Source organism: Pseudoduganella ginsengisoli (assembly GCF_009720865.1).
Lineage (GTDB): Bacteria > Pseudomonadota > Gammaproteobacteria > Burkholderiales > Burkholderiaceae_D > Rugamonas > Rugamonas ginsengisoli.
The window spans coordinates 355,241-381,703 of record NZ_WNLA01000002.1 but is presented as its reverse complement, the minus strand read 5'-3'; the positions used below and the strand labels follow the sequence as shown (position 1 = coordinate 381,703).

The 26,463-nt window shown below is 62.8% G+C and carries 23 protein-coding genes; 12 read left to right on the top strand and 11 right to left on the bottom strand.

The genetic code is table 11. The features are described from left to right. The first annotated feature begins 40 nt into the window (after positions 1-40). Positions 41-2,113, top strand: coding sequence for a TonB-dependent receptor plug domain-containing protein (locus tag GM668_RS06360; protein WP_155438085.1), 2,073 nt, complete (start codon positions 41-43; stop codon positions 2,111-2,113). A 37-nt stretch (positions 2,114-2,150) separates the two neighbouring features. Here the strand turns inward: GM668_RS06360 and GM668_RS06355 are convergent, their stop codons facing one another. The 3 genes from GM668_RS06355 to GM668_RS06345 form a co-directional block, all read right to left on the bottom strand. Then, entirely contained in the window at positions 2,151-2,924 is a 774-nt protein-coding gene (locus GM668_RS06355; RefSeq protein WP_155438084.1) for a flagellar brake protein, read from the bottom strand. Positions 2,925-3,128: 204 nt separating this feature from the next. Beyond that, a complete protein-coding gene (locus GM668_RS06350; protein WP_155438083.1) occupies positions 3,129-4,496 on the bottom strand; it encodes a wax ester/triacylglycerol synthase family O-acyltransferase in 1,368 nt (455 codons plus the stop codon). Positions 4,497-4,568: 72 nt separating this feature from the next. Next, a complete protein-coding gene (locus tag GM668_RS06345; protein WP_155438082.1) occupies positions 4,569-6,098 on the bottom strand; it encodes a fatty acyl-CoA reductase in 1,530 nt (509 codons plus the stop codon). 348 nt (positions 6,099-6,446) lie between these two features. On the opposite strand from GM668_RS06345, the gene GM668_RS06340 reads away from it, so the two are divergent. Together GM668_RS06340 and GM668_RS06335 are read left to right on the top strand one after the other, a co-directional pair. Continuing rightward, a complete protein-coding gene (locus GM668_RS06340) occupies positions 6,447-7,391 on the top strand; it encodes a dihydrodipicolinate synthase family protein (protein WP_155438081.1) in 945 nt (314 codons plus the stop codon). Between the two features lie 79 nt (positions 7,392-7,470). Beyond that, positions 7,471-8,154, top strand: a complete 684-nt coding sequence (locus GM668_RS06335; RefSeq protein WP_155438080.1) for a GntR family transcriptional regulator — start codon at positions 7,471-7,473, stop codon at positions 8,152-8,154. Between the two features lie 21 nt (positions 8,155-8,175). Here GM668_RS06335 and GM668_RS06330 read toward each other — a convergent pair whose 3' ends face one another. Both GM668_RS06330 and GM668_RS06325 read right to left on the bottom strand, forming a co-directional pair. Further along, positions 8,176-8,727, bottom strand: a complete 552-nt coding sequence (locus GM668_RS06330) for a TetR/AcrR family transcriptional regulator (RefSeq protein WP_155438079.1) — start codon at positions 8,725-8,727, stop codon at positions 8,176-8,178. Between the two features lie 9 nt (positions 8,728-8,736). Next, positions 8,737-9,207 (bottom strand): nuclear transport factor 2 family protein, encoded by a 471-nt coding sequence (locus GM668_RS06325; RefSeq protein WP_155438078.1) that lies wholly within the window; start codon positions 9,205-9,207, stop codon positions 8,737-8,739. 286 nt (positions 9,208-9,493) lie between these two features. Here GM668_RS06325 and GM668_RS06320 point away from each other — a divergent pair, with 286 nt between their 5' ends. Next, the gene (locus GM668_RS06320; protein WP_155438077.1) at positions 9,494-10,648 is read left to right on the top strand and encodes an agmatine deiminase family protein; all 1,155 of its coding nucleotides are present in this window, start codon (positions 9,494-9,496) and stop codon (positions 10,646-10,648) included. A gap of 9 nt (positions 10,649-10,657) precedes the next feature. Here the strand turns inward: GM668_RS06320 and GM668_RS06315 are convergent, their stop codons facing one another. Next, complete coding sequence (locus GM668_RS06315; protein WP_155438076.1) at positions 10,658-11,269, bottom strand: TetR/AcrR family transcriptional regulator; 612 nt, start codon at positions 11,267-11,269, stop codon at positions 10,658-10,660. A gap of 166 nt (positions 11,270-11,435) precedes the next feature. On the opposite strand from GM668_RS06315, the gene GM668_RS06310 reads away from it, so the two are divergent. From GM668_RS06310 to GM668_RS06275, 8 genes are all read left to right on the top strand, one after another. Next, complete coding sequence (locus GM668_RS06310) at positions 11,436-12,830, top strand: aspartate aminotransferase family protein (RefSeq protein WP_371868649.1); 1,395 nt, start codon at positions 11,436-11,438, stop codon at positions 12,828-12,830. A gap of 21 nt (positions 12,831-12,851) precedes the next feature. Next, complete coding sequence (locus GM668_RS06305) at positions 12,852-13,991, top strand: polyamine ABC transporter substrate-binding protein (protein ID WP_371868644.1); 1,140 nt, start codon at positions 12,852-12,854, stop codon at positions 13,989-13,991. A gap of 71 nt (positions 13,992-14,062) precedes the next feature. After that, on the top strand, positions 14,063-15,199 hold the full coding sequence (locus tag GM668_RS06300) for an ABC transporter ATP-binding protein (protein WP_155438074.1): 1,137 nt from the start codon (positions 14,063-14,065) through the stop codon (positions 15,197-15,199). A gap of 9 nt (positions 15,200-15,208) precedes the next feature. Next, entirely contained in the window at positions 15,209-16,222 is a 1,014-nt protein-coding gene (locus GM668_RS06295) for an ABC transporter permease (protein ID WP_371868643.1), read from the top strand. After that, entirely contained in the window at positions 16,219-17,025 is an 807-nt protein-coding gene (locus GM668_RS06290; RefSeq protein ID WP_155438073.1) for an ABC transporter permease, read from the top strand. The genes GM668_RS06295 and GM668_RS06290 overlap by 4 nt, the downstream gene beginning before the upstream one ends. A gap of 32 nt (positions 17,026-17,057) precedes the next feature. Next, positions 17,058-18,422 (top strand): DUF3138 family protein, encoded by a 1,365-nt coding sequence (locus tag GM668_RS06285; protein ID WP_155438072.1) that lies wholly within the window; start codon positions 17,058-17,060, stop codon positions 18,420-18,422. Positions 18,423-18,435: 13 nt separating this feature from the next. Further along, positions 18,436-19,926, top strand: a complete 1,491-nt coding sequence (locus tag GM668_RS06280; protein WP_155438071.1) for an aldehyde dehydrogenase — start codon at positions 18,436-18,438, stop codon at positions 19,924-19,926. A gap of 10 nt (positions 19,927-19,936) precedes the next feature. Further along, positions 19,937-21,202, top strand: coding sequence for a Zn-dependent hydrolase (locus GM668_RS06275; RefSeq protein ID WP_155438070.1), 1,266 nt, complete (start codon positions 19,937-19,939; stop codon positions 21,200-21,202). A gap of 57 nt (positions 21,203-21,259) precedes the next feature. On the opposite strand, the gene speB is transcribed toward GM668_RS06275, so the two are convergent. The 5 genes from speB to GM668_RS06250 all read right to left on the bottom strand — a co-directional run bounded on the left by speB (position 21,260) and on the right by GM668_RS06250 (position 26,462). Then, complete coding sequence (gene speB / locus GM668_RS06270) at positions 21,260-22,225, bottom strand: agmatinase (RefSeq protein ID WP_155438069.1); 966 nt, start codon at positions 22,223-22,225, stop codon at positions 21,260-21,262. An 86-nt stretch (positions 22,226-22,311) separates the two neighbouring features. Next, a complete protein-coding gene (locus GM668_RS06265; protein ID WP_155438068.1) occupies positions 22,312-23,211 on the bottom strand; it encodes a LysR substrate-binding domain-containing protein in 900 nt (299 codons plus the stop codon). An 86-nt stretch (positions 23,212-23,297) separates the two neighbouring features. Then, positions 23,298-24,404 (bottom strand): alanine racemase, encoded by a 1,107-nt coding sequence (gene alr, locus GM668_RS06260; protein WP_170305511.1) that lies wholly within the window; start codon positions 24,402-24,404, stop codon positions 23,298-23,300. Positions 24,405-24,506: 102 nt separating this feature from the next. Further along, positions 24,507-25,313 (bottom strand): substrate-binding periplasmic protein, encoded by an 807-nt coding sequence (locus GM668_RS06255; protein ID WP_155438067.1) that lies wholly within the window; start codon positions 25,311-25,313, stop codon positions 24,507-24,509. A gap of 45 nt (positions 25,314-25,358) precedes the next feature. Next, the gene (locus tag GM668_RS06250; protein WP_155438066.1) at positions 25,359-26,462 is read right to left on the bottom strand and encodes a porin; all 1,104 of its coding nucleotides are present in this window, start codon (positions 26,460-26,462) and stop codon (positions 25,359-25,361) included. Between the last annotated feature and the right edge of the window lies 1 nt (position 26,463).

Here is a 26,463-nt window from a genome sequence, read left to right as displayed (position 1 = left end):
AGACAATGCGCGTCGTTCCTTCTACCTGCGAGTCATAACGATGCGAATTTTCCTTTCCCTGTTGTTCCTTCCCCTGTGCGCGGACGCTGAAGAAGCGGCGCCGCGAGTTGAAGTGAGGGCGGCCAGCGCCATGCAGCAGCGCCGCGATGACAGCACCGGCCGCGTCATCGTGACGCGGGATGAACTGGTGGACTATGGCGACGCCACCGTGGCCGATGCGCTGCGCCGCCAGCCTGGCGTGACCGTGAGCGGCGGCCAGGTCCGGTTGCGCGGCATGGGCGGCGGGCGCACGCTGCTGCTGTTGAATGGCGAACCCGCTGCGCCGGGATTTTCTCCGGATAGCCTCGCGCCCGAACTGGTTGAGCGGATTGAAATCCAGCATGGCGCAAGCGCCGACCGCAGCAGCCAGGGAATTGCCGGCAGCATCAACATCATTTTGCGCAAATCGTCGGGACGGGCCCGTACGCAGGTGGCGCTGGCAGGCGCGCGTGGCGCGGCCGGGTGGGCGCCGGAAGCGTCGCTGGACTTGGCGCGGCCCGGGGAGGACGTCTCCGGCAACCTGGCAGTCCAGGTGGCGCGCAGTTTGCGTGCCGGGAGCAGCGCAGTGGACGAACGCACGCTGTCGGGCGAGCGCCGCACGGCGGAATCGGACCGGGCGCGCAACCTGCGGCTGGGGCTGGCGCCGCGCCTGAACTGGAAACTGGGCGGCGGCGCGGCGCTTTCCTGGCAAGGGCTGCTGGAAGCAGGGCGCAGCCATAACCAGGGCTGGGCGCAAGAGACGGTGCTGGCCGGCGAGCCCGGCGACTACCCGCGCAATGCTTACGCCGCCGACGCGCACACGGCGGCCTTGCGCAGCGACTTAAGCGGCAGCAGCCAGCTGGGCGGCGCGGCGCGGCTGGAATGGAAGGCCGGGATGGCGCACTACCGGCGCGGCGGCGACTACCTGTTTACGGGCAGCGCCATGACGGGCCAACCCCTGTGGCTGCGCCGCGTGCTGTCGCATGCGGACGATAGCAGCGCCAGCACCATGGGTAAGCTGCGCTTTGGAAGTGGAGCGGGACATGGCCTGGCCGCCGGCTGGGATGGCGCGCTGGCGCGGCGCGGCGAATCGCGCCGCCAGGACGATGCCAGTGCGGCGGGCGAGCCGCTCGGGATGCTCGATCAGCGCTATGTTGCGCGCGTGCGGCGCCTGGCCCTGTTTGTGCAGGATGAATGGTCGCCGTCGCCTGCGCTGGACACGTATATCGGTTTGCGCTGGGAAGGCTTGCGCACCTTGACGGATGGCGTTGCCCTGGCGCCGGCCGGCAGCCGCTCCAGCGTGTGGAGTCCCGTCGCGCACCTGCTTTGGCGCGTGCCGGCCACCCGTGACCAGTTGCGGATGGCGCTGTCACGCAGCTACAAGGCGCCCGAGACACGGGACCTGGTGCCGCGCCGTTTCACCGTCAACAATGGCAATAGTGCGGCCAATCCCGACGTGCAGGGCAATCCCCAATTGCGGCCGGAACTGGCGTGGGGCGCCGATGGCGCGTATGAAACCTACCTGGGGCAGGACAGCATGGCCAGCGTGTCGTTCTATTTGCGCCGCATTGACGGTGTGATCCAGCCGGTGCTGTTCCAGGACGCCGGCAAATGGGTGTCGGCGCCAGGCAACGGGGGCAATGCCACCGCCCGCGGCATGCAGCTGGACTGGCGGCAGACTGTCAGTGCGCGCGTGACGGCACGTGTGGCGCTGTCGCGCAACTGGTCGCATGTGCAGGCGATAGCGGGGCCGGGCAACCGGCTCGGCGCGCAGGCGCCGCTGGTGGCCAATGCTGGCCTGGACTACCGCTTCAGCGCGGGTGCGGCGGCGGGATTGAACTGGAACCTGGAGCAAGGCGGCGTGGTCCGCACGTCGGCGGCGCAGTGGCGCCAGTCCGCCACCGTGCGCAAGCTGGACGTGCATGGCAGCTGGCCCCTGTCGAACGGCGTGGTGCTGCGCGCGGCTGCATCGAACGTGCTGCGCCCGGAGACCTTCGACGTTGTGGCATTTGGCGATGGCCGCCATGACACGCGCCGGGAGACGCTGTCCAGCGGCGTTCGCACGCTGCGGCTGGCTGTTGAATTTGCCCTGTGACCGCACGGGATGGCGCCTGCGGTCACGGCGCAGATGATTAGCGGCGGCGCGGGTCCTTGTTCATCTTGTCCAGCAGCACGGAAATTTTGCTTTCCATTTCCGGCGGCAGGTTGATGAACTTGCAGCCGACGTGCAGCTGCTCGCCCAGCAGGAACGAGCGGTACGAACGGGTCAGGCGGATTTCCATGTCGGCGATAATGACGGTGTCCGGTCCCAGGTCCAGCCGCACTTCCACCAGCTTGCGGCCCTTGATCAGTCCGCGCGCATCTTTCTTTGCACAGCGCAGGCCGACACCGCCCAGGGAGAAGTCATGCAGCGGCAATTCATACGGGTTCCCGTTCATCACGAACGTCGCCATGAAGTTGGCGCCGAGCGGCGTTTCCAGCCGTTCCGATTCGCGGCGGTTCAGCACGTCGCACGATTCCGGGAAGGTCATGGGAATCAAATGCGGTTTGCCGGGGGCGCACTGCCACGCCTTGTCGGTCAGCTTGAATTGCAGCTTCGCCGTGCGCAGCCACGCGACAAACGTGATGGGGCCGGGCGGCAAAGTCACGCCTTGGTTCATTTCCATGACGAAGTGCGGCAATTCGGGATCGACAGACAGGATACGTCCCAGCATGGCGTCACGGTTGCCGGGCGCATACATGGAAATCGCATCGCCACTTTCCGAAAGCAGAGTCAGCGCGTCGCCTATGTCGTCGATGTCGGTCATCGCGTGTGGCTTGGCCACCGCCGGAATCGGAGCTATGGCATCTTGGGGCCGTGGCGGACCTTTGCGGATCGGGACGGCGATGGGCTCATTGAGCAGCATGGTTTTCAATTAAGATTGTTAAATATAAACCAGACATTGGTTGGGTCTAATTTACAAGTCAATCATAGCCCCTTGCTTTCTTAATAGCAATAACTCGTGGAATTTCATTAATAAACTGTGGCGTAAACCACGCGCTTTGCAAATGGTTGCGGATGACATTTTCCGCAACCGTTGCGCTGTCCTGGACGCTACGCACTGCAATGGTTACGCGCGCCGCGCTTCGCTCAACATGACGGCTTCGCCTTCCTGTTCCGGCACCAGTTCACGCGTCGCTACTTCCAGTTCATCGAAGGCAGCGTATGTCAGTTGCATCAAGCGTTCAGGGTCGGGAATCTGTTCTTTATCAACGAACAGCGCCAGCTGGATCTGGCCCGCGTAGGAAATAAATGCGAGGCCGACGCCTAGCCTGCCCGCTTGCGGCACCCAGCAAATCAAGTCCGTCATGCGCGAACCCGCCAGGTAGCGGCGTCCGCCCGGGCCTTCGATATTGGTCAGCACGACGGAACCTTTGGACGTGAACAGGTTCAGCGCAAAGCGCTGCAGGGCAGCGGGCAGGCAGCCGGCGATCGACAGGAACGCCATCGTGGCGCGCGGCTGGTGCGAGCGCTTGATGGCGGTCATGCGTTCGCTGGCAAATTGCAGGCGCGTGGTGGCGTCGCCCACGTTGGTCGGCAAATCCACGGCCACCAGGCCAAACTCGTTACCCAGCTGGAAGGCGTTCGCCTTTTCGCGCAAATTGAACGTGACGGCCGCGCGCAGCGCGCGGCCATCGACGTGTTCTCCCTTCTGTTCCAGGTAGGTGCGCAAGGCGCCGGAAACCGCCGCCACCCACACGTCGTTCAATGTCACGCCAACCCGCTTGCTCATCGCGCGCACCCGCTCCATTTGCAGCGGCGGCAGCCAGACCAGCTGCTTTTCGCCATACATCGGGTTTTTCAGCGGCGTGCGGGCATCGGGCCACAGCATCGACAGGCGCGTCACGTGGAACGCGATTTTCATGTGCGAGACAGCCCGCACCAGTGCCGAGCACACGGCGTTTTGCACCACCGTTGCGCGGTGTGGATGGTTGGCCGGCGAGGGCGTGCGGCTGTGCAAGCCGTTATCGTCCGTCAAGTGGTTCAGCACGTGCACCAGTCCCAGCCCGTCCGTGATGCAGTGGTGGACGCGGAACACGATGGCGTGGCCGCCGTTGACGTGGTCCAGCACCGTCATGTGCCACAGCGGACGGCCGCCCTTCAGCGGCTGGTGCGCCAGGCGGGTCAAGTGCGCTTGCAATTCTTCCCGGGTCAGGCTGGCATCGTGCTCCATCTGCTGCAGCTCGATGTGGTCTTCGATATTGAATTGCTGGTCTTCCACCCAGTGCGGGCGGCCATAGCGCAATTCGACTTTCTGCGTGAAGCGCGGATAGTTCGGCAGGCGCTGGGCGATGGTCGATACCAGGCGCTCCATGTCCACCTGGCCTTCGAACAGCAGGATACTGTTGATGACCATGATGTTGTTGTCGGTATCCATGCGGTACCACGCATAGTCGCGCCGCGTCATGGGCGCGGCGGCTTGCCGGTGCTGATTCATTGCTGCTGTCTCCTTGGCCGCGCCGCTTATCGTACGCATATCGTGCATAGCTGCCGCGTCGGCCGTATTGTTTTATGTGTGCATTTCCAAAGGGGCCGATGGCTGCGGTGCGGCCTGCATTGCCGCCGCCGTGCTGCCCGGCGAACGGGGGCGCAGTGCGTACCGGTTCAAGCCTGTCATGTGGATACGTCCCAGGTAGTCGTTCCAGTTGATGATGCGGGCATCGACCGGGTAGCGCTGCAGGTCTTCGTTGCCGAAACGTGCCGCCAGCGCCATCAGGCGCGTGTTGTGGAAGCGGTATTGCGGCGCCGTGTAAAACGAGAAGGTGACGGCCAGCAGGCGCGTTGTGCGCACCTTTTCCAGCGCGGGCGACGGACCGGCGCCCACTGCGCGCCGTACGCTGCTCCATGCCGCCGCCGCCGCGCCGCTGGTGCGCAGCATCAGCAGGAAGGCAGGGCGGCTCACCACCGTGAAGTCATGTTTGGGTGCACGGTAAAACAGGCGCTCGTAATTGCGCCAGTTGCGTTTCGCCTCGGTCGTGAAACGGTCAATCACGCCGCCGACGGAAATGGGATTGCTCGACCCTGTGCTGCACTGGTAGATGCGCTGCGCGGGCGGTGTTGCCAGTGCTTCGGCGGCAGCCAGCGTGATGGCGTTGGCCACCAGGTCGGCCGGGATGATATCGACCACGGCGCCGGACTTGGCCGGGAAAAAGCTGGTCTTGCCGCGCGCATAGGCCATCAGGATGGCGTCGGCCACCTTGACGCCTTCAATCCAGCCGGGGGCCGGCTCTTGCAGCGTGCTTTCAATGATGGATGGGCGCACGATGGTCATGGCGCGGCCCCGCATGTGGTGCATGGCCAGCTGCTCCCCCATCCATTTGGTGAACGTGTACGTATCGTTCCAGCCGTAATAGTGCGCTTCCGCCAGTCCCAGGTCCGTCAGGCGCCGCGCCAGCCGTTTCGGATCGCTGGTTTCCGCCTTGACTTGCGCCATGCGGTGTCCCAGCCGCTGCAGCAGGCTGTCGAGGTCATAGTGGCCTTCCGGGTGGCGCGTGATCGCGCCCTTGGCCGGCGCCACGATCAATTCATGCATGTCGCCCTTGTGGTAGCCATTGACGTAGCACGTCGACACCTGAATCAGCGGTGCGTGCGCGGCGCGCGCCAGTTCCGCGATATGGCGCACGCTGAGCGCATTGATGGCCAGCGCCACGTCCAGCGCTTCGCGGAAGTTGACGCTGGCGGCGGAATTGATGACCAGGTCGACGCGGCGCGCCAGTGATGCAAAGGCGGAAGGGCGCATGCCGAAGCCCGGTTCGGTCACGTCGCCCGTCACGCATTCAATCCGTTCGGCAAAGAAGTCTTGCAGGAAGTGGGGACGTTCCGCGCGCAGCCGTTCAAACACGGAAGACGGCGCCACTTCGCGCTCAAAACGCTGGCGGGCATCAACGCCGTCCGCCGCGCGGATCAGCAAGATGATGCCGCCGAGGTCCGGTACCGTGCGTATCAGTTTTTCCAGCACCACCTTCGCCAGGAAGCCCGTGCTGCCGGTAATCAGGATACGTTTGCCGGCCAGGGCGGCATGAACGCTGAGCTGCTCCATAGGGTGTCTCGATGAGTATTTTTATAATAAATGGTGTCAAAACATTCATACAGCACGCCCTCGATCTTAGTTTGAAATCCGCTGCGGGTCGGTAAATTCGGCATGCTTTGGCGAGCCAAAAGCATGGCCGTGCGAGTCACTCCGGACCGGCGCCCATACCGGTAAAATTGAAAAATTGCGGAACTCGAAAATTTTTCAATTTAAGAAAATACTTATAAAACAAAGCTTTATAAAAATTTTGCAGCCTTTCGAAGAATCATTTTGTATAAAATATTCGATTCGTGTATGATGTTTCCACGGACTTGCTACCCGCATCCAGAACCCATCCAACAAACCATTGAAGGAATCATGATGAGCAACATCTTTACCGGCACCATTCCCGCCCTGATGACCCCATGCAAAGCCGACCGCACGCCGGATTTCGATGCGCTGGTTGCCAAAGGCCGTGAGCTGATTGACCTGGGCATGAGTGCTGTCGTGTATTGCGGTTCGATGGGCGACTGGCCCTTGCTGACGGAAGCGCAGCGCCAGGAAGGCGTGGCGCGCCTGGTGGCGGCCGGCATTCCAACCATCGTCGGCACCGGCGCCGTGAATTCGAAAGAAGCGGTATCGCACGCCGCGCACGCGGCGAAAGTCGGCGCGCAAGGCTTGATGGTGATCCCGCGCGTGCTGTCGCGCGGCGCTTCGCCCGCCGCGCAAAAGGCGCACTTTGCAGCCATCCTGGAAGCCGCGCCGGCGCTGCCGGCCGTGATTTACAACAGCCCGTACTACGGCTTCGCCACCCGCGCCGACCTGTTCTTCGAACTGCGCGCCCAATACCCGAACCTGATCGGCTTCAAGGAATTCGGCGGCGCCGCCGACATGCGCTATGCTGCGGAACACATCACCAGCCAGGATGACAGCGTGACCTTGATGGCCGGCGTCGATACGCAAGTGTTCCACGGCTTTGTGAATTGCGGTGCAACGGGCGCCATCACCGGCATTGGCAATGCGCTGCCGCGCGAAGTGCTGCTGCTGGTGGACCTGTGCCGCAAGGCCGCGAAAGGCGACGTCACTGCCCGCCGCCAGGCGCGCGAACTGGAGTCGGCACTGGCGGTGCTGTCGTCGTTCGACGAAGGCACGGACCTGGTGCTGTACTACAAGCACTTGATGGTGCTGAACGGCGACAAGGAATACACGCTGCACTTCAATGAAACGGATGTGCTGAGCGATGCGCAGCGCCGTTATGCGGAAACCCAGTATGACTTGTTCAAGACGTGGTACGCCACGTGGTCGAAGGAAGTCGTTGCCTGAGTAGTGGCCTGGCCTGCGCTGGGACGCCGTGTCTGAATGATATAATTTATACCGTTCAGACACTGGAAGTTCCGCCGCAATGACTACCTCAGCCCTGGCCGCTGGCCTCGCCGTTACCACCGTTGCGGAGCAGGCCGCCGACGCGATCCGCCGCAAGATCATTGCGGGCGAATTGCCGGAAGGGTTTCAATTGCGGCAAGATGCGCTGGCCGCCGAGCTGGGCATCAGCCGCATTCCCGTGCGCGAAGCGCTGGTGCAGCTGGAAGGCGAGGGACTGGTACGCATCGTGCCCCACAAGGGCGCGGTGGTGTCGGAAATGTCCGTCGCAGAAATCAATGAACTGTTCATGCTGCGGGTCCTGCTGGAACCGCTGCTGCTGAAAAAATCCGTCCCCCGCCTCACGCCGGCCGACTTCGCGCAGCTCGACACCATCCTCGCGGAATACAAGGAAGAGCTGCACGCGCAAAACCCCACGCGCTGGGGCGAATTGAATACCCAGGTGCATAATTTGCTGATGTCGCGCGCCGACCAGCCCCGCACGGCGGCGATCGTCACGACGTTGCTGCAGCAGACTGACCGCTATACGCGCCTGCAATTGTCGCTGAGCGCCGAGAGTTGCCAGCGCGCGGAAGAAGAGCATGAAGAACTGGTCCGCCTGTGCAAGGCGGGCGAAGTGCGGGCGGCCGCTTCGCTGTTGAAGCACCACATCGAACACGCGCGCGCCGAACTGGAAAAATTCATCCTGTCGCGCCGGCGCAAATAAGCGCGGCCGCTCAATGCAACGTCATTGCAGCCTTGCCTGCAGGCGCGCCAGCGCCGCTTCGAAAGTCTTCGGCTCTTGCAGTGCGCGCGCCAATACCAGCGCACCCTGAATACCCGCCACGGTTTCTTCGGCCAGTTGCCGCGCTTCCCTGGCTCCGTGGCCGCAATGCCGCAGCGCACCGGCCAGCGCGTCGATCCATGCTTTAAAGTAGCCCTGCACACGGCTGGAGAAACGGTCGCGTTCATGGCCCAGCGCGAACATGCCGACCAGGCACACCTTGTTGCCCGCGTCGAAATAGCGGCGCGTTTCGTCAAACATGCGGGTAATCGCACCCTGCGCATCGCCGCCCCGCAGCGGCGCAAACACGTTGGCGGCAAACCAGTCGTCGATCAGGGCCAGCACGGCTTCCGCCATGTCATCTTTCCCGCCGGGGAAAAAATGATAAATGCTGCCTTTACCCAGTTTCGTGCCTTCCGTGATGCGCGCCAGGGTGGCGCCTTCAAAGCCGTAGCGGCGGAACACTTCCGCCAGCAGTGGCACCACGTCTTCGCGCTCGGCGACCAGTCTTGCCATATCGTTTCCTTAAAAACCCAGTGCCGTGAGGCCGGGGTGGTCCAGCGGGCGCGGGCCGCTGGTATCCCATAACAGCTTGCGCTCGGATGCGTTGATCGGATGTTCGTTGATGCTGGCATGGCGGTGATGCATCAGGCCATGCTCGTCGAATTCCCAGTTTTCATTGCCATAGGCGCGGAACCACTGGCCAGAGTCGTCATGATATTCGTAGGCAAAGCGCACGGCAATGCGGTTGCCGTCATGCGCCCACAATTCCTTGACGAGCCGGTAATCGAGTTCGCGCGTCCACTTGCGCTTGAGCAGGGCGGTGATTTCCGCGCGGCCGTGGGCAAATTCGCCCCGGTTGCGCCACCAGCTGTCTTCGGTGTACGCCAGCGCGACTTTTTCCGCATCGCGGGTATTCCAGCCGTTTTCCGCCAGGCGGACTTTTTCAATTGCGGTGTCGCGGGTAAACGGGGGCAGCGGAGGACGGAGGGACATGGGATAGCCTTTCTTTGCAGTGAGTTTTGTACTGAATGGATAAATATGTACCGATCGGTACAATTAAGAATAGTCCATGCCGCGGCGATTTGCAAGCTATGAAAATAATTGATGCATTGAGCAATATCGTTCGTTTTACGGCGTGCCATGCCCCGGCACAGAATGCTCGTCACTATCCCCAATCAGCAGGAAAGCGGCCCGTGGCCTGGTGCAGCGGGTCTGGCGCCGCTTTGCGTTGACGTAGTGAGCATCGTTGTTCCAAAAAAACCAACCAGGAGACAGCAACATGAGCAAAGCAGTCAAAGCAGCGGGCAGTGACAAACCGGCATCGCCGTCACGGCGCAAATTTGCCGCCGGAGCAGCGGCAGCGGCGGCACTGGCGGTATTGCCGCTGGCAGGGGCGCGGGGCAATGGCGGCAATGGCGGCAGCGGCGAATCGTGGCGCGCGCCGGCCGAATGGGAACCGCACGCGGGAACGCTGATGGCATTCCCGTGGGACCCGTCCGACGCGTGGGGCGGCAAGCTGAAAGCCGTGCAAGCCGAAGTGGCGGCCGTGGCCAACGCCATTGCGCGCTTCGAGCCCGTCATCATGATCGCCAATCCCGGCCGCGCGGCTGATGCCATTGCCATGTGCGGCCCCGGCGTTACCGTGATTGAATATCCGATCAATGATTGCTGGGCGCGCGATACGGCGCCCATTTTCGTGTTGAACCAGCAGCGCAGCCGCCTGCAGGGGCGCGACTTCCAGTTCAATGGCTGGGGCAACAAATATCCGTACGATAAAGACGACGTGATGCCGGTGGGCGCCTGCGCCTACCTTGGCGTCGAGCACACGGACGTGGCAATGGTGCTGGAGGGCGGCGCCGTCATTACGGACGGGCAGGGCACGCTGATCGCGACGGAAGAATGCCTGCTCAACCCCAACCGCAATCCCGGCATGAGCAAGAGCCAGATCGAAGCCACGCTGCTGGCGGCGTATGGCGCCAGCAAATTGATCTGGATTCCGTATGGCCTGGAATATGACGACATCACCAATGGCCACATCGACCTGGTGGCGTCATACGTGGCGCCGGCCAGGCTGCTGATCTATACGGCGCCCGGCACCGGCCGTGGCGATGAAGCGCGCATGGCGGCCAACAAGGCCGTGCTGGAAGCGGCGACCGATGCACGGGGGCGGGCGCTGGAACTGGTGGAAATCCACCAGCAGCCGCGCTTTACCGTGGGGCGCAACCAGGTGCTGACATTCAGCTATACGAATTACTACCGCACCAATGGCGGCATCGTGGTGCCGATAGCGAACGTGCCGGACGATGCCGCTGCATTGGCCGTGATCCAGGCGCTGTATCCGGACCGCGAAGTCATCGGCGTGCCGGCGCGCACGCTGGCGTGGGGCGGCGGTGGTGTGCATTGCATCACGCAGCACATCCCGGCGACGAATTAACTCACGTAGTTAAGCGGCGCTGTCCGCCAGCGCCTGCGTGGCCTTGATCAACTGATTGAGGCCGCGTTCCGAACGCGCTTCATCCGGATCCACCAGGTATTGCAGGATCAAGCCATCCATCCCGGCCACGACGAAGCGCGCCAGGTCGGCCAGGTGCGGCGCGGCGGCGTCCGCAGCCAGGCCCAGGCCCTGGCGGAATGCGTCTTCATACAGCCGGCAATAAGCGTCGTACTGGAAGCGCGCCAGGTCCCTGGCTTCCGCGTTGCGCAAAGTGTACAAGGTCAATTCGTATTGTAGGATCTGGATATTGCGGGTTTCCTGGATCAGCCGCCACGAATTGCGCGCAACACTGTCGATGCATGCTTTCAAATCCAGCCCTGCCGCCAGGCCGACGCGCAACGCGTCGCTCATCTGCTTGATGATTTGTTCCAGCGCGCCGATCAGCAGTGCATCCTTGCTCTCGAAGTAGTAGTGCAAGGTGGCCAGGTTGACTTCCGCCTTGGCGGCGATCTTACGCGTGGTCACGGCCGCCAAGCCGGATTCCACCAGCGCTTCGACGGCGCCGCGAATGATTTGCTCCTTGAGCTGTTCTCGTTTTTCAGTGCCTTTGGGACGCGCCATCTGCAACTCCAGAGTCGGGGGACGGCACGCATCTTAGCACATGGGTACAAAAATTAGTCGGTCGATAGATTTAATCACTTGACTTAATAATTTCGCGTCCCTACCATGGCATTAATTGGTCAATTGATCAAATAACCCGCCACCCCGAAAGGAGCCCTCCATGAACATGAATGACCACATCGATACCCAGTGCCTGCAAGCGAGCGATGCGGCGCACCACTTGCATCCATTTGCCGACTACAGCCAGAAGCACCAGCAGATTTCCCGCGTCATCGTCAAAGGCGAAGATATTTATGTGTGGGATTCTGAAGGCAGGCGCCTGCTGGATGGCATGGCGGGCCTGTGGTGCATGAACGTCGGCTACGGCCGCAAGCGCATTGCCGACGCCGTGCATGCGCAAATGACCAGGCTGGCTTACTACAACACGTTCTTCCACACGACGCATCCGCCCGCAGTGGAACTGGCCGCCAAGCTGGTGGAAATTTCGCCGCCGCAGTTCAACCACGTGTTCTTTGCCGGTTCCGGTTCCGAAGGCAATGACACGGTGGTGCGCCTGGTGCGCCACTACTGGGCCAAGCAGGGCCACCCTGAACGCAAGATCATCATCAGCCGCCACAACGCGTACCACGGCAGCACGATGGCCGGCGCATCGCTGGGCGGCTGGCCCAGCATGCACCAGCAGGGCGATTTGCCGCTGGCCGGCATCGTGCACATCGGCCAGCCGTCGTACCTGGAAGGAGGGCGCGGCAAGACACCGGAACAGTTTGGCCTGGAAGCGGCATCGTGGCTGGAACACAAAATCCTGGAACTGGGCGCGGACAAGGTGGCGGCATTCATCGGCGAACCCGTGCAGGGCGCGGGCGGTGTGATCGTGCCGCCGCCGACCTACTGGCCGGAAATCCAGCGCATTTGCGGCAAATATGGCGTGCTGCTGGTGGCCGATGAAGTGGTGACGGGCTTCGGCCGCCTGGGCCACTGGTTCGGTTCCACTTATTTCGGCATCCAGCCGGACTTGATCACGTTTGCCAAAGGCGTCAGCTCCGGCTATGTGCCGCTGGGCGGCGTGCTGGTGGGCGACCGTATTGCGCACGCGCTGATGGCGAAAGGCGGCGAATTCAATCACGGCTTCACGTATTCCGGCCACCCGATCGGCTGCGTGGCGGCGCTGGAAAACATCCGCATCATCGAAGAAGAAAACCTGGTGGCGCAAGTGCGCGACGACACGGGCCCTTACCTGAAGCAGCGCTTCGAAGCGCTGGCGCAGCATCCGCTGGTGGGCGATGCCGGCGCCGTGGGCTTCCTGGGAGGATTGAATCTCGTCAGGCACAAAGGCGCCACCGTGCATGACAACGTGCCGTTCGACCGCGCGCTGGAAGTGGGCATGCTGTGCCGCGCCCACATGTTCGGCAGTGGCGTCATCGTCCGCACAATCCCCGGCGACCGCTTGCTGATTTCGCCGCCGCTGACGATGACGCGCGCACAGATCGACGAAATGATCGCCCTGATCACGACAGGACTGGACAAGACGCTGGCGGAATTGAAACAGCGCGGCTGGGCATAACACGACAACCCGAGGAGACATATGATGAAAAACTGGACCAAGAAGCCGCCCCATGCCATCCAGCGCGCCACGGCAGCGCTGCTGGGCGCTGCCGCGCTGGCGCTGGCTGCCGCGCCGGCGCTGGCGATGGAAGAAAAAGTACTGCACGTTTTTAACTTTGCCGAATTCATTGCCGACGACACCATCAGGAACTTCGAGAAAGAGACGGGCATCAAGGTCGTCTACGACACGTACGACAGCAATGAAATCCTGCATGCCAAGCTCACGGTGGGCAAGACCGGCTATGACATCGTCGTGCCGGCAGCGCACTGGGGCCAAATGCAAATCCAGGCCGGCTTGCTGCGCAAGGTCGACAAGAGCAAATTGCCGAACCTGGCCAACCTCGATCCCATGATCCAGTCGCAGCTGGCCAAGCTCGATCCCGGCAATGGCTACCTGGTGCCATGGCTGTGGGGCTTCACCACCGTGTCGATCAATACGGGCAAGGTCAAGGCGGCGCTGGGCGACTTGCCGATGCCGGACAACCCATGGGACCTGGTGTTCGACCCGAAGTATGCGTCGCGCCTGAAGTCGTGTGGCGTATCGTTCCTCGATGCACCATCGGATATCTTGCCGGCCGCACTGGCGTACATCGGCAAAGACCCGTTTTCGCAAAATCCGTCCGACTACCAGGAAGCGGGCCGCATGCTGAACAAGGTGCGTCCATACATCACGCTGTTCAGCACCCTGGGCTATATCGGCGACATGACCAACGGTTCGCTGTGCGCCGCCATCGCGTGGTCGGGCGACATGAACGTGGCGCGCCGCCGCGCCATCGAAGCGAAGAATGGCAATGACATCGTGACCCTGGTGCCCAAGACGGGCGGGGTACTGTTCTTCGACACCATGGCGATACCGGCCGACGCGCCGCATCCGGAAAATGCGCAATTGTGGATGAATTACATCATGCGGCCGGAAGTGCAGGCCAACCTGACCAACAAGGTGTTTTATGCGTCGCCCAATGCGGCCAGCCGCAAATACATCAAACCGGAGCTCAATGCGGACCACACGATATTCCTGTCCGAGGCGGACATGAAAAACATGGTGGCGCCGAAGGCGCTGAACGTGGATATGCGGCGCATTGCGACGCGGGTGTTCCAGCAGTTTAAGACCGGCCGTTGAACCCGCCGTTTCGTCATCCCCGCGCACGCGGGAATGACGGGTTTGTTATTCCTGACACAGTGAGTTTCAATATGACGCGCAATCCTCCCGCAGTACCGGCGGCCGCCGTGCCTCGCGCGGCCGCCACCACGCCCTACCTGCAAATCGACCACCTGGTCAAATCATTCGATGGCGTGCACGCTGTCGATGGCATCGATCTCGGCATCGCGCAAGGTGAAATCTTCGCGCTGCTGGGCAGTTCCGGCTGCGGCAAGTCGACCTTGCTTCGCATGCTGGCAGGCTTCGAGACGCCCACGTCGGGCCGCATCCTGCTGGACGGGCAAGACATCACCGGCCTGCCGCCCTACCAGCGCACCATCAACATGATGTTCCAGTCGTATGCGCTGTTTCCCCACCTGACCGTGTACGACAACGTGGCGTTCGGCCTGCGCCGCGAAAGCGTGCCGGAGCCGGACATCGCGGAGCGGGTCGGCCACATGCTGGCGCTGGTGCAAATGAGCGCGTATGCGCGCCGCAAGCCGCACCAGCTGTCGGGCGGCCAGCAACAGCGCGTGGCGCTGGCGCGCAGCCTGGCCAAGCGTCCGCGCCTGCTGTTGCTCGATGAACCGCTGGGGGCACTCGATAAAAAGCTGCGCGAAAAGACCCAGAGCGAGCTGGTCAACATCATCCACCAGGTGGGCGTCACGTGCGTGATGGTGACGCATGACCAGGAAGAAGCCATGAGCATGGCCAGCCGCATTGCCGTCATGAGCGCGGGCCGCATCCAGCAGGTGGGCAAGCCGGCTGATATTTATGAAACGCCGAATTGCCGCTTCGTGGCCGACTTTATCGGCAACATCAACCTGTTTGACGGCACCCTGGCTGAAGTCACGCCCGGCCACGTGGTGGTGGCATCGGCCGATTGCCAGCACTACGTCGGGCATGGCGTCAGCGGCAATCCCGGCATGGCCGTGACAGTGGGCCTGCGCCCGGAAAAAATCCACGTCAGCCGCAGCAGCCCGCCGCACATCCACAACAGCGTGCGCGGCAAGGTGGTGGAACTGGCTTACCTGGGCAGCCACACGGTGTACCACCTGCAGCTGGCCAGCGGCATGGTAGTCAAGGCCAGCGCCACCAATGCCAAGCGCCACGCGGCGGACAGCCCGCAATGGGGCGATACCGTATTTGCCAGCTGGGGCGACGACGCGATGGTAGTCCTGACTCACTAAGGAATCCCGATGAAACAACACATGATTTGCCTGCCGGCCGGGCAGGCGGGGGAGCGTGTTGCCTGCGCATCCGCAAGCGGGGCCGGGAGCCGGCCCCGCTCCGGCGCCACGCAGCGTATCGCCAGCCTGCGCGCTTTGTTGCCCGGCCTGAATGGCCGCAGCCTGGTAATCGGCATGCCGTTCACGTGGCTGCTGCTGACTTTCCTGCTGCCATTCCTGATGGTGCTGCGCATCAGCGTGGCGGGCACGGAACCGGGACAGCTGCTGGGCAGCATGGCGTCTTTCACGGATGGCGTGCTGCACGTCACGGTCAAGCTGAGCAACTACGTCTTCCTCATGCACGACGATTTATACGTGCTGACGTATATCAGTTCGCTGAAATATGCGGCCGCCACCACCGTGTGCTGCCTGCTGCTGGGTTACCCGTTCGCGTACTTCATGGCGCGGGCCCAGGAAAAATGGCGTCCGACCTTGCTGATGCTGGTAATGCTGCCATTCTGGACATCGTTCCTGCTGCGTATCTATGCGTGGAAAGGCATCCTCGCCAATGACGGCTTGCTGAACCAGCTGTTGCTGGCGCTGGGCGCCATCGATGCGCCGCTGCACCTGATGAACACACCGCTGTCGATGATGATCGGCATGACGTACGCGTACCTGCCATTCATGGTGCTGCCGCTGTACGCCAACCTGGTCAAGATGGATATCCGCTTCCTGGAAGCCGCCGGCGACCTGGGCGCCACGCCTTGGACCACGTTTTGGCGCGTGACGGTGCCGCTGTCGAAAGCCGGCATTGTGGCCGGCGCCACGCTGGTCTTCATTCCGTGCATCGGTGAATACGTGATCCCGGAATTGCTGGGTGGCCCGGAGACTTTCCTGATCGGCCACGCGCTGTGGGATGAATTCTTTACCAATAACGACTGGGCGATGGCGTCGGCCGTGACGGTGGCGGTAGTGCTGATGATCCTGCTGCCGATCGTGTGGTTCAGCAAGCATCAGGAAACTTCGCAGGAGAACAACGCATGAAAACCCTGCTGTCCAAGGGCTGGCTGTCGGCCAGCTATGCGTTCCTGTACTTGCCGATTGCCGTCCTGGTCGTGTTTTCCTTTAACAGCGCGCGCCAGAGCATGGTGTGGTCGGGCTTTACGTGGCAGTGGTACACGGCGCTGCTGGCCGACGTGGAACTGGGCGCCGCTTTCGGCTTGTCGCTGCGTATTGCCGTGCTGTCGGCCACGGCATCGGTGGTGCTTGGCACGCTGGCGGCGTTTGTCCTCAGCCATTACCGCCGCTTTGCGGGACGGGCGCTGTTCAACGGCATGGCCAGCGCGCCGCTGGTGATGCCGGAAGTGATCATCGGCTTGTCGCTGCTGCTGATGCTGGTGTCGGTCGAACGGTGGTTCGGCTTTCCCCAGCGCGGCATGGCGACCGTGTGCATCGGCCACACGGTGCTGGGCATGGCGTATGCCACGGTGGTGATCCAGTCGCGCTTGCGGGAAATGAATCCATCGTATGCGGAAGCCGCGATGGACCTGGGCTGCAAGCCGCACCAGGTATTTTTCCTCGTGACGCTGCCCAACCTGGCGCAAGCGCTGGTCTCGGCCTGGCTGCTGGCCTTCACGCTGTCGCTGGACAACGTGGTGCTGTCCGGCTTCCTGTCCGGGCCCGGCTATTCCACCATGCCGACCGTGATTTTTTCGCGCGCACGGCTGGGGCTCGACCCCCGCGTCAATGCGGTCGCCACGTTGACCGTGCTGGTGGTCAGCGCCGCCGTGATCCTGTCCACCCTCTACAAGGCGCGCGCCGAACGCCTGCGCCGCCAGTCGGCTTGATGAAAACGAAGTGACAACAACAAGGAGACACCATGCAAACCATTAAACAACTGGCCATCGCAGTGGCCATGGCCTTTCCTGCCGCCGCCGGTGCGCAGACTTTGCAAACGCTGCAGGGCGAAATCGATGCACTGAAAGCGCAATTGAAACAGTTGCAAACGCCGGCGCAGGATGCGGAACCGGACATGCCGCGCCTGGAGTTCTTCCGCGTGCGGGAAAAGACCGATTCGCTCGACGAACGCCTGGAGGCGAGCGGCTTGAAAGGCTTGAAGATATCCGGCTTTATCGACCCGACGTATATCGTCAACCGCCGCCAGCACACGGGCAGCGCCGTGTTCATGAAAAAATTCAGCGACGTCAACCGCGATGGCAGCGCACCCGGCGAATCGGCCGTGTACGCGTACGACAATGGCTTCTTTGGCACCGGCATGGTGCGCTTTGAAAAAGAAGTGGAAGGCGGCGCCAAATGGGTGATGGAACTGATGCCGGCCAAGAGTTATGGCGACGCGGCGGGGTTCAATGTGGGCTCGCTGGTCAACCAGGCTTACATGACGCTGCCCAGCGGCATTGGCAAGGACAAGTTTTACCTGGGCCAGATCGGTCCATGGTCCGGCTATGAATTCCAGCTGCCGACGCAAAAGAAAACCATTACGGATAACCTGTTCTTTGATTTCACGGAACCTGCCGCCTTCATCACCGGCATCGGCTATGAACACTACGTCGGCACGGCGTGGGATTTCAAGGCCACGCTGGGCAACTTGAATAACGGCCGCGTGACGGACCGCCGTGCGCCCGGGCTGCACTTCCGCGCCGACTATATCCCGGGCGAATACTGGGGCATCGGCATGTCCGGCGTGATCGGCAAAACCGGCGCCAGCATGAATGTCCGCCATATCGACGTGGATGCGTTTTACAGCCGCGCCGACTGGACTTTCCAGGGACAGATCGAAGCGGGCAGCACGAAGGGTATGAGCTTTGATGGGCGCGACAGCCGCTGGACCGGCGTTGGCGCGCTGGTAGCCTATAAATTCACGCCGCTGCTGGAGGGGATCGTGCGCGCTGAACATATCCGCAATGGCAAGAATGGCGGCGGCACGGCGAATCTGCTGCCCGGCGGTATGTGCATGGCGGCATCCGGCCCCACGCCGTGCGGCGATTACCGCAACGGCTTCGGGCCCGGCATCGATAACGCCACTGGCTTGATTGCCGATTCGAACCGGGGCGCCAACCGCAGCGCGCTGACCTTGGCGCTGAATTATGGCTTGTCGGCCAACGCCATGTTCAAGCTGGAAGTGCGGCGCGATTTCGCGGACCAGCATGTGTTTTACGACACCGCCACCCGCCGCTACGACAAGAACAATACGCTGATGGGCACGGCCGTCGTGTTCAGCTTTTAACAAGGGGATTGCCATGACAAATACTGTATGGCGCCAGCGCGCGGCGGCGCTGGCCATGGATGGCCGCGCCTTCATCAATGGCGATCGGGTAGCGGCGCTGTCGGGCCGCACGTTTGAAACGCGCTCGCCCATCGATGGCCGCTTGCTGGCCCACGTGGCGCGCTGCGAAGCGGCTGACGTTGACGTGGCCGTCGCCGTGGCGCGGCAAGCGTTTGATGACGGGCGCTGGGCCGCCCAGGCGCCGGCACAGCGCAAGCGCCATTTGATCCGCCTGGTGGAACTGATGGTGGAACATGGCGATGAACTGGCGCTGCTGGAAACGCTGGATATGGGCAAGCCGGTCCAGTACAGCCGCTCGGTCGACGTGGAAGCCGCCGCCAATTGCGTGCGCTGGTATGGCGAAGCGATCGACAAGCTATACGGCGAAATCGCCCCGACGGGCGCCGGCACATTGGCGCTGGTCACGCGCGAAGCCGTGGGCGTGGTGGCAGCCATCGTGCCGTGGAATTATCCCTTGCTGATGGCGGCGTGGAAGATTGCCCCGGCGCTGGCGGCCGGCAACAGCGTGATTTTAAAACCGTCTGAAAAGTCGCCGCTGTCGGCGCTGCGGCTGGCCGACCTGGCGCTGCAGGCAGGCATACCGCCCGGCGTTTTCAATGTGCTGCCCGGTTTTGGCGATGAAGCGGGCAGCGCGCTGGCGCTGCACATGGATGTCGATTGCCTGGGCTTTACGGGATCGACGGCCGTGGGCAAGAAAATCATGCAATACGGCGGCCAGTCGAATTTGAAGCGCGTGTGGACGGAGCTGGGCGGCAAGTCGCCCAATATCGTGTGCGCCGACTGTCCCGACTTCGATGCGGCGGTCAAAGGCGCATTGGGCGCCGTGTTTTTCAACCAGGGTGAAAGCTGCAATGCGCCTTCGCGCCTGTATGTCGAAGCGTCCATCAAGGAACGCTTCATCGAACAGGCGCTGGCGCTGATGCCGGATTATGCGCCGGGCGACCCGCTCGATCCGTCCACCGTGATGGGCGCCATTGTCGACCAGACGCAGTTGCGCGGCGTGCTGGGGTATATCGCTTCCGGCAAGGAAGAGGGTGCGCGCCTGCTGGCGGGCGGCGAGCAAGTGTCTGTCGGCAGCGGCGGCTATTACGTGACGCCAGCGCTGTTTGACGGGGTCGAGCCGGGCATGCGCATCGCCCGCGAAGAAATCTTCGGGCCGGTGCTGGCCGTGTTCAGTTTCACGGACCTCGATGACGCGATCCGCCAGGCCAACGCCACCACGTACGGGCTGCAGGCCGGCATCTGGACGTCGGACTTGCGCAAGGCGCACAAGGCGGCCCGCGCACTGCGGGCGGGCACCGTGCACGTCAACCAGTATGCACAAGACGACATCACGGTGCCGTTTGGCGGCTATAAGCAGTCCGGCAACGGGCGGGACAAGTCGCTGCACGCGTTCGACAAATACACGGAATTGAAAACCACGTGGATCAAGCTGGATGAATGAGAGGAAGACTATGCAGCAATTGGCAATCAATAGCGCGCGCCTGTGGCAATCGCTGATGGACCTGGCCGCAATCGGCGCGACGGAAAAAGGCGGCAATTGCCGGCTGGCGCTGACGGCGCTGGATGGGCAGGGCCGCGACCTGGTGGTGGGCTGGATGAAACAGGCGGGCCTGGAGGTGCGGGTCGACCAGATCGGCAATGTCTTTGGCCGCCGAGCGGGGAGGGACAGCGCGCTGGCGCCCGTCATGACGGGCAGTCATATCGATACCCAGCCGACCGGCGGCAAGTTCGACGGCTGCTATGGCGTGCTGGCCGGACTGGAAGTGATGCGCACGTTGAATGAGCACGGCATCGCGACGCAAGCACCGCTGGAACTGGCGATCTGGACCAATGAAGAAGGTTCACGCTTCGTGCCTGTCATGATGGGTTCCGGCGTCTACAGCGGACGCTTCCCGCTGCAGCAGGCGCTCGATGCGCGCGACAGCGATGGCAAGTCCGTGCGCGATGAACTGGCCGCGATAGGCTATGCGGGCAGTGCGCCGGCCGATGCGCGCCCGCCTGCCGCGTACTTTGAAGCGCATATCGAACAGGGCCCCGTGCTGGAAGCGAAAGACAAGGTAATCGGCGTCGTGACGGGATCGCTGGGCCTGCGCTGGTATGACGTCACGGTGACGGGCATGGAAATGCACGCGGGGCCGACGCCGATGGCCGTGCGCAAGGATGCGCTGCTGGCGTCAACTTACCTGGTGCAGGAAGCCATCCGCATTGCCAATGCTTTCCAGCCGCACGGGCGAGGCACGGTCGGTGTGCTCGATGTGCACCCCGGCTCGCGCAACGTGATACCGGGCCGCGTCTCGTTCACTGTGGACTTGCGGCACCAGGACGCGGCCATGCTGGCGAAAATGGATGCATGCCTGCGCCGCGCGTGCACGGATATTGCCAGCGAGTTTGGCGTGGATGTGAAGCTGGACGACGTGCAGTATTTTGCGCCGACGCCGTTCGACCCGCGCCTGGTGCAGCAAGTCCGCGCCGCGGCCGTGCTGGAAGGCTTGAGCCATATGGATATCGTGACGGGGGCGGGGCATGACGCCGTCTATGTGGCGGGCGTGGCGCCCACTGCCATGATTTTCGTGCCTTGCAAGGATGGCGTCAGCCACAATGAAATTGAGGATGCGAAGCCGGAACACCTGGCGGCGGGTTGCCAGGTCTTGCTGTCGGCCATGCTGGCCAGCGCGGGAACAGTGCGTGGCGAACTACAGGAGCGCAATGCGGCGTGACCGCTGTGACAGGGTAATGGGAGGCATGCCTCCCATTTGGCTGATACGTGCCGCCGGTTACAGCTTGCCCGCGACTTTTTGCTGCCGCAGCACGCACAGCATTTCCACTGCCAGGTGCGCTGCCGCCAGCGCCGTCACTTCACTGTTGTCAAACGGCGGCGACACTTCCACCACATCCATCCCTACCAGGTTCAGCGGCGTCATGCCGCGCACGATGTGCAGCGCTTGCGCGGAACTGAGGCCGCCCGCGACAGGCGTGCCGGTGCCGGGCGCGAATGCCGGATCGAGGCAGTCGATATCAAACGTCAGGTAAGCGGGCCGCTGGCCGACAATGTCGAGGATGCGCTCCAGGGTGGCTTGCTGGCCATGCGCATGCACCCACGGCGCATCGATGACATTGATGCCCATGAAATCCTCGTTCCACGTGCGCAGGCCAATTTGCACCGACGTGGCGGGATCGATCAACCCTTCCTTGACGGCCTTGTAAAACATGGTGCCGTGGTTCAGCGAGTGCGGATTGTCATCGGGCCACGTATCGCAGTGCGCATCGAAGTGGATCAGCGACAGCGGCTTGCCATACTTTTCCGCGTGCGCTTTCAGCAGCGGGTAGGTGATGAAGTGGTCGCCGCCCAAGGTCAGCATTTTCGCGCCGCTGGCGAGGATGGTGCGCGCGTGGCCGGCAATGGCGCCGGGGATGGTCAGCGGATTGTGCGGATCGATCCAGCAATCGCCGTAATCAATCACGGCCAGGTGGTCGAAAGGATCGAAGCCCCAAGGGAACGCTTTCAGGTTCGGCATTTGCACGCTGGCGGCGCGCACGGCGGCCGGGCCCAGGCGGGCGCCGGGACGGAAAGTCGTGGCCAGGTCCAGCGGAATGCCGGATACCGCCACGTCGACGCCTTCCAGGTTGCGGCTGTAATTGCGGCGCATGAAGCTGAGCGCGCCGGCAAACGTGTTTTCATGGGATGCGCCGTGCAGCGCGTGGCGGCGGAAAGCACTGTCGCCCTTGATCTCCTGGTGCATGGTTCGGTCTCCTTTGCGGGTATTTTGGGAAACCCATTATGTCGGGCCGGGAGACGCAGGTATAACGAAGGATATCGTTCAACCTATTAGTTATTTTCATAGCTTCTGGCTGCCGCCTTGCGCAGCCAGTCATACACTTGCCCCACTGCGGGGGTGCGGGCGGGCAGGCGGGATGTGGTCAGCCACAGCCCGGGCAGCGGGATGGCGGGGATTTGCGGCAACGCCGCCACCAGGCCGCGCCGCAGCGCCGCATCGGCGGCGGCGCGCGACACCATGGCGATACCCAGGCCGGCCATTGCGCTGTCGAGCAGCAGGCGGCTGTCGTACACCATGACGCTGCGCTGCGGCGTGCCGGCTTCCGGCTCGCTGCCGCGCAAGGACAGCGCCCATTCCGGATGGCGTTCATCGACAATGAGGGGCGCGGCGCGCAGCAAGTCCGCCAGGGGCAGGGCGCGCCACAGCAAAGCCATTTCCGGGCTGCACACGGCCACGGCTTCGTCATCGAACAGGGGCACGGACGTGGCGTCGCCGGTTTCCACCCGCTCGGCGGAAATCAGCAAATCCAGGTCGATACGGTCAATTTCCGGCTTTTCATCTTGCGTGACGAGCCAGATTTCCATGCCGGGATACAGCGCGCGCAATTGACCCAGCCGTGGCGCCAGCCAGCCGCTGGCAATGTCGGCGGAACAGGCGACGATGGCGGAATTGGGATTGCGGTAAGGTTCGATCCGTTCCCGCCCGTCGAGCAGGGTTTTCAGCGTGCTGCGCACGGTCGCGTTGAATAATTCACCGGCAGCCGTCAGCTTGACGCCGCGGCCGATGCGCTTGAACAGCGGCTGGCCGACCCATTGTTCCAGGTTGTGGATTTGATGGCTGATGGCCGACTGCGTCAGCGACAGCTCGTCCGCCGCGCGGGACAGGCCGCCCAGCCGGGCCGTGGCTTCAAATGCAAGCAAGCTTTGCAGAGGTGGCAGGCGGACAGCCATGGTATGAATAAAATTAATGAATTCACGGAGGCGTCATTGTATATGCCGGGGCCGCGCGGTTCATACGCGGGGCCGCGTCCAGCGTATCAATCCCCGATATAGCGGCGGTGGTAGCGCTGTCCCAGGCTGGTAAGGATTTCATAGCCGATGGTGCCGGCCAGCGCCGCCACGTCATCGACCGTCTGCTCAGGCGACAGCAAATCCACCAGCGCCCCCGCCGTGACCAGCGATGGCGCGATCCCCGTCACGTCCACGGTCATGCTGTCCATTGACACGCGGCCCACGACAGGCGCGCGCGCGCCGCCGATCAGCACATGGCCCTTGTTGCTCAAGTGGCGCAGCCAGCCATCCGCGTAGCCGACCGACACGGTGGCAATCGTACGCTCAGCGGGCGCCTGGTACGACAGCGCATAGCCGACATAGTCGCCGGCTGCGATGGTGCGGGCCTGGACCACCCGGCCCTGCAAGGTTACGACGGGCTGCATGGGATTGGCCGATCCGGGCAGCGGATTGCCGCCATACAGGGCGACGCCGGGGCGGGCCAGGCCGAAGTGATAGTCCGGCCCCAGGAAAATGCCGGACGAATTGGCCAGCGAGCCGGGGATGTTGCCCAGCCGCGCACGGATGGCGGTAAACCGCGCCAACTGTTCGCGGTTGAAAGGATGGTCCGGTTCATCGGCCACGGCCAGGTGGCTCATCACATAGTGCAAGTCCAGTCCCGCCTTCGGGTCTTGCTGTGCCAGCCATGCGTCCACTTCCGCAGGCGGCATACCCATGCGCGACATGCCGGAATCCACTTGCACGATGGCGGGCAGGCGGCGCCCCAACTGGCGCGCGGCCCCTTGCCATGCCGTCAATTGCTGCTGGCTGTTCAACACGGGAACCAGGCGGAATTCCAGCATATCCATTTCCGCACCCGGCGGTGCGCCATGCAGCACGTAGACGGTTTCATCGCCGCGCAGCACCTTGCGCAGCGCAATGCCTTCTTCCAGGTGCGCCACGAAGAAGTGGCGGCAGCCCGCCTGCCGCAGCACGGGCGCCACCTGTGCGGCGCCCAGCCCATACGCATCGGCTTTCATCACGGCGGAACAGGCGGCAGGGCCCACGCGCTGTTGCAGCAAGCGGTAATTCGCGGCAATCGCGGCCAGGTCGATGGTGAGGACTGCGCCGCAGCGGCTTTCTGGAGTATTCACGTGATGGCTCTGACGGGTAGGAAATTTTGCTAGTCTATTTGTGAATAGCTAGTTTATGTTCCTAAAGTGAGCCGGATTTTTAGCAGGATTTCATGGTGCGGATTACGTGCAGCGCTTGTCGTAACGGGCTTTGACGCTGTCATGGATACGGCTGATGGTGCCGTCCGCCCGCATTTCCGCCAGTATTTTTTCAATGCGCACGGCCAGTTTTGCGTGGCGCTTGTGCAGGTAGTGATACAGATCGAACACTTCCAATGGCGGCGCCAGCATTTGTACGTTTTGCAAATTTAATTCTTTGACCAGGCATTGCGTGGACCGGAAGTCGACTGCCACCTGGGTGCGGCCATGCGCCAGTTTTTTCAGCAGTAATTCATTGTTGACTGCCGTATCCGTGTGAAGTTTGGCCAGGCGCGCCGACAGCGTCGGGATGCCCAGCACGTAGCCGACGGAATAGGGCATCAGGCTGTCGTATCCTTGCACGGTGAAGGTCAGGCTGCGCGTGCTGAACACGACGACTTCTTCGTGCGCGATGGGCAGCGGCAGCTGGATCAAGTCGTCCACGGGACCCGACCTGGCCATTTCCGTAATCGGCACGGCCGCCGTCAGCGCATCGAGGCTGCCGTCGCGGGCCATCGCCAGCCGCCGGCTGGTGGGGTAGGGCTTGATCCGGATCGGCACGTGCGCGCGCCGGTACGCTTCTTCCACCACTTCGATCGCCATCGCGCGTGATGCGCGGTCCACGGTGGTGGACCCGATCAGCAGCGGGGCGGCTTCCTGCGCGCGCACGCCTGGTCCCACGGTGAGCAGGGTGCACAGCATGGCGGCGGACGGCATGAACAGGCGCATGGCGGCAAATGTGGCGGCAATGAACGTAGTGTCGTGCCATTTTAATAAAAAAGCCAGGAACAAGTTCCTGGCAAGAGACAGCAGACACAATCTTCCAACAGCGGCGTATCAGAACAGGTGGTGCACCCCCAGCCGTATGGCGTGCTGGCGCTGGCCGGCCGCCAGCCCCAGTGAATTGATGGCTGCCACAGCGCCGGCGCCGCTGGCTTTCTGGAACACGGCCATGGCATACACCTCCGTGCGCTTGGACAGGCTGACGACGTTATTGATTTCAAACTGGCGCCACCGTTTATCGGCCAGCCGGGTCGACGATACGGCGAAATTGAGCGAATCGGCCGGCGTCAGTTGAACATTGACGCCGCCTTCCGGTGTCGTCATGGCCACGCTGCCGGCCGCCGTCTGGATTTTGCTGTGGCCGATGGCCGCATGCAGCAGCACGCCATCGAGCGCATAGCTGGCGCCCACGCCGGTGTTGCGCACTTTATCGGCTTGCAGCGGCGTGTAGACAGGCGCCGAGGCGCTGCCGCCGATCAGGTTTTGGCCCAGCAGCGTTTTGATGCCCAGCGCAGCGCCGAGGTTCAGCGCCTTGTTGTTCGCGCTGGTGTAGGCGCCGCCCAGTTTCAGCGGCCCCCGCACATAGCTGGCGTTAACGCCGAATGCACGGTTTTTCGCGGCATCGCCGGGCTGTTCGCCCAGTGACAGCATGGCGCCCGCCGTCAGCCCGCCATAGGACGCGCTGGTGAATTTGACGGCGTTATCCACTTGTCCGACGTTGGCGAATTCATCGATGTTGCCTGGATGGAAAGCATAAAAACTGCCAAACAGTACGCCGTTACTGAGCTTGCCCACGGCATCGAACATCATGTTGGTCTGGTGGCCGATGGCCAGCGTGCCCCAGCCGCCCGCCAGCCCCGCATAGGACTGGCGGTTGAACAGCACGCCGGCGCGCGGCTGTGCGCCCGTGCTGGCGACAAAGCCGCCTTCGAGGTTGAAGATGGCGCGCGTGCCGCCGCCCAGGTCTTCGCTGCCGCGCAAGCCAAAGCGGTCCGCCTGCAGCACGCCGTCGTCCACCAGCGTGACGGAATGGCCGCGCACGTTGCTGACGTAAGTGGGGCCGCTGTCGATGCTGCCATAGAACGCCACATTGCTTTGCGCATGCGCGAGGGTGGCCGTGAAGAAGGTGCTTGCAGCTGCGATAAGTGTGCGGTTCATG

What these genes read in the sequence shown, in the direction of transcription:
- GM668_RS06340 (WP_155438081.1), top strand. Translation starts at nt 6,447, where the DNA reads ATGATGAGCAACATCTTTACCGGCACCATTCCCGCCCTGATGACCCCA.
- GM668_RS06275 (WP_155438070.1), top strand. Translation starts at nt 19,937, where the DNA reads ATGCAGCAATTGGCAATCAATAGCGCGCGCCTGTGGCAATCGCTGATG.
- GM668_RS06300 (WP_155438074.1), top strand. Translation starts at nt 14,063, where the DNA reads ATGACGCGCAATCCTCCCGCAGTACCGGCGGCCGCCGTGCCTCGCGCG.
- GM668_RS06280 (WP_155438071.1), top strand. Translation starts at nt 18,436, where the DNA reads ATGACAAATACTGTATGGCGCCAGCGCGCGGCGGCGCTGGCCATGGAT.
- GM668_RS06325 (WP_155438078.1), bottom strand. Translation starts at nt 9,207, where the DNA reads ATGTCCCTCCGTCCTCCGCTGCCCCCGTTTACCCGCGACACCGCAATT.
- GM668_RS06310 (WP_371868649.1), top strand. Translation starts at nt 11,436, where the DNA reads ATGAATGACCACATCGATACCCAGTGCCTGCAAGCGAGCGATGCGGCG.
- GM668_RS06250 (WP_155438066.1), bottom strand. Translation starts at nt 26,462, where the DNA reads ATGAACCGCACACTTATCGCAGCTGCAAGCACCTTCTTCACGGCCACC.
- GM668_RS06335 (WP_155438080.1), top strand. Translation starts at nt 7,471, where the DNA reads ATGACTACCTCAGCCCTGGCCGCTGGCCTCGCCGTTACCACCGTTGCG.
- GM668_RS06360 (WP_155438085.1), top strand. Translation starts at nt 41, where the DNA reads ATGCGAATTTTCCTTTCCCTGTTGTTCCTTCCCCTGTGCGCGGACGCT.
- GM668_RS06285 (WP_155438072.1), top strand. Translation starts at nt 17,058, where the DNA reads ATGCAAACCATTAAACAACTGGCCATCGCAGTGGCCATGGCCTTTCCT.
- speB (WP_155438069.1), bottom strand. Translation starts at nt 22,225, where the DNA reads ATGCACCAGGAGATCAAGGGCGACAGTGCTTTCCGCCGCCACGCGCTG.
- GM668_RS06345 (WP_155438082.1), bottom strand. Translation starts at nt 6,098, where the DNA reads ATGGAGCAGCTCAGCGTTCATGCCGCCCTGGCCGGCAAACGTATCCTG.
- GM668_RS06330 (WP_155438079.1), bottom strand. Translation starts at nt 8,727, where the DNA reads ATGGCAAGACTGGTCGCCGAGCGCGAAGACGTGGTGCCACTGCTGGCG.
- GM668_RS06355 (WP_155438084.1), bottom strand. Translation starts at nt 2,924, where the DNA reads ATGCTGCTCAATGAGCCCATCGCCGTCCCGATCCGCAAAGGTCCGCCA.
- GM668_RS06265 (WP_155438068.1), bottom strand. Translation starts at nt 23,211, where the DNA reads ATGGCTGTCCGCCTGCCACCTCTGCAAAGCTTGCTTGCATTTGAAGCC.
- GM668_RS06320 (WP_155438077.1), top strand. Translation starts at nt 9,494, where the DNA reads ATGAGCAAAGCAGTCAAAGCAGCGGGCAGTGACAAACCGGCATCGCCG.
- GM668_RS06350 (WP_155438083.1), bottom strand. Translation starts at nt 4,496, where the DNA reads ATGAATCAGCACCGGCAAGCCGCCGCGCCCATGACGCGGCGCGACTAT.
- GM668_RS06290 (WP_155438073.1), top strand. Translation starts at nt 16,219, where the DNA reads ATGAAAACCCTGCTGTCCAAGGGCTGGCTGTCGGCCAGCTATGCGTTC.
- GM668_RS06315 (WP_155438076.1), bottom strand. Translation starts at nt 11,269, where the DNA reads ATGGCGCGTCCCAAAGGCACTGAAAAACGAGAACAGCTCAAGGAGCAA.
- GM668_RS06295 (WP_371868643.1), top strand. Translation starts at nt 15,209, where the DNA reads ATGAAACAACACATGATTTGCCTGCCGGCCGGGCAGGCGGGGGAGCGT.
- GM668_RS06305 (WP_371868644.1), top strand. Translation starts at nt 12,852, where the DNA reads ATGATGAAAAACTGGACCAAGAAGCCGCCCCATGCCATCCAGCGCGCC.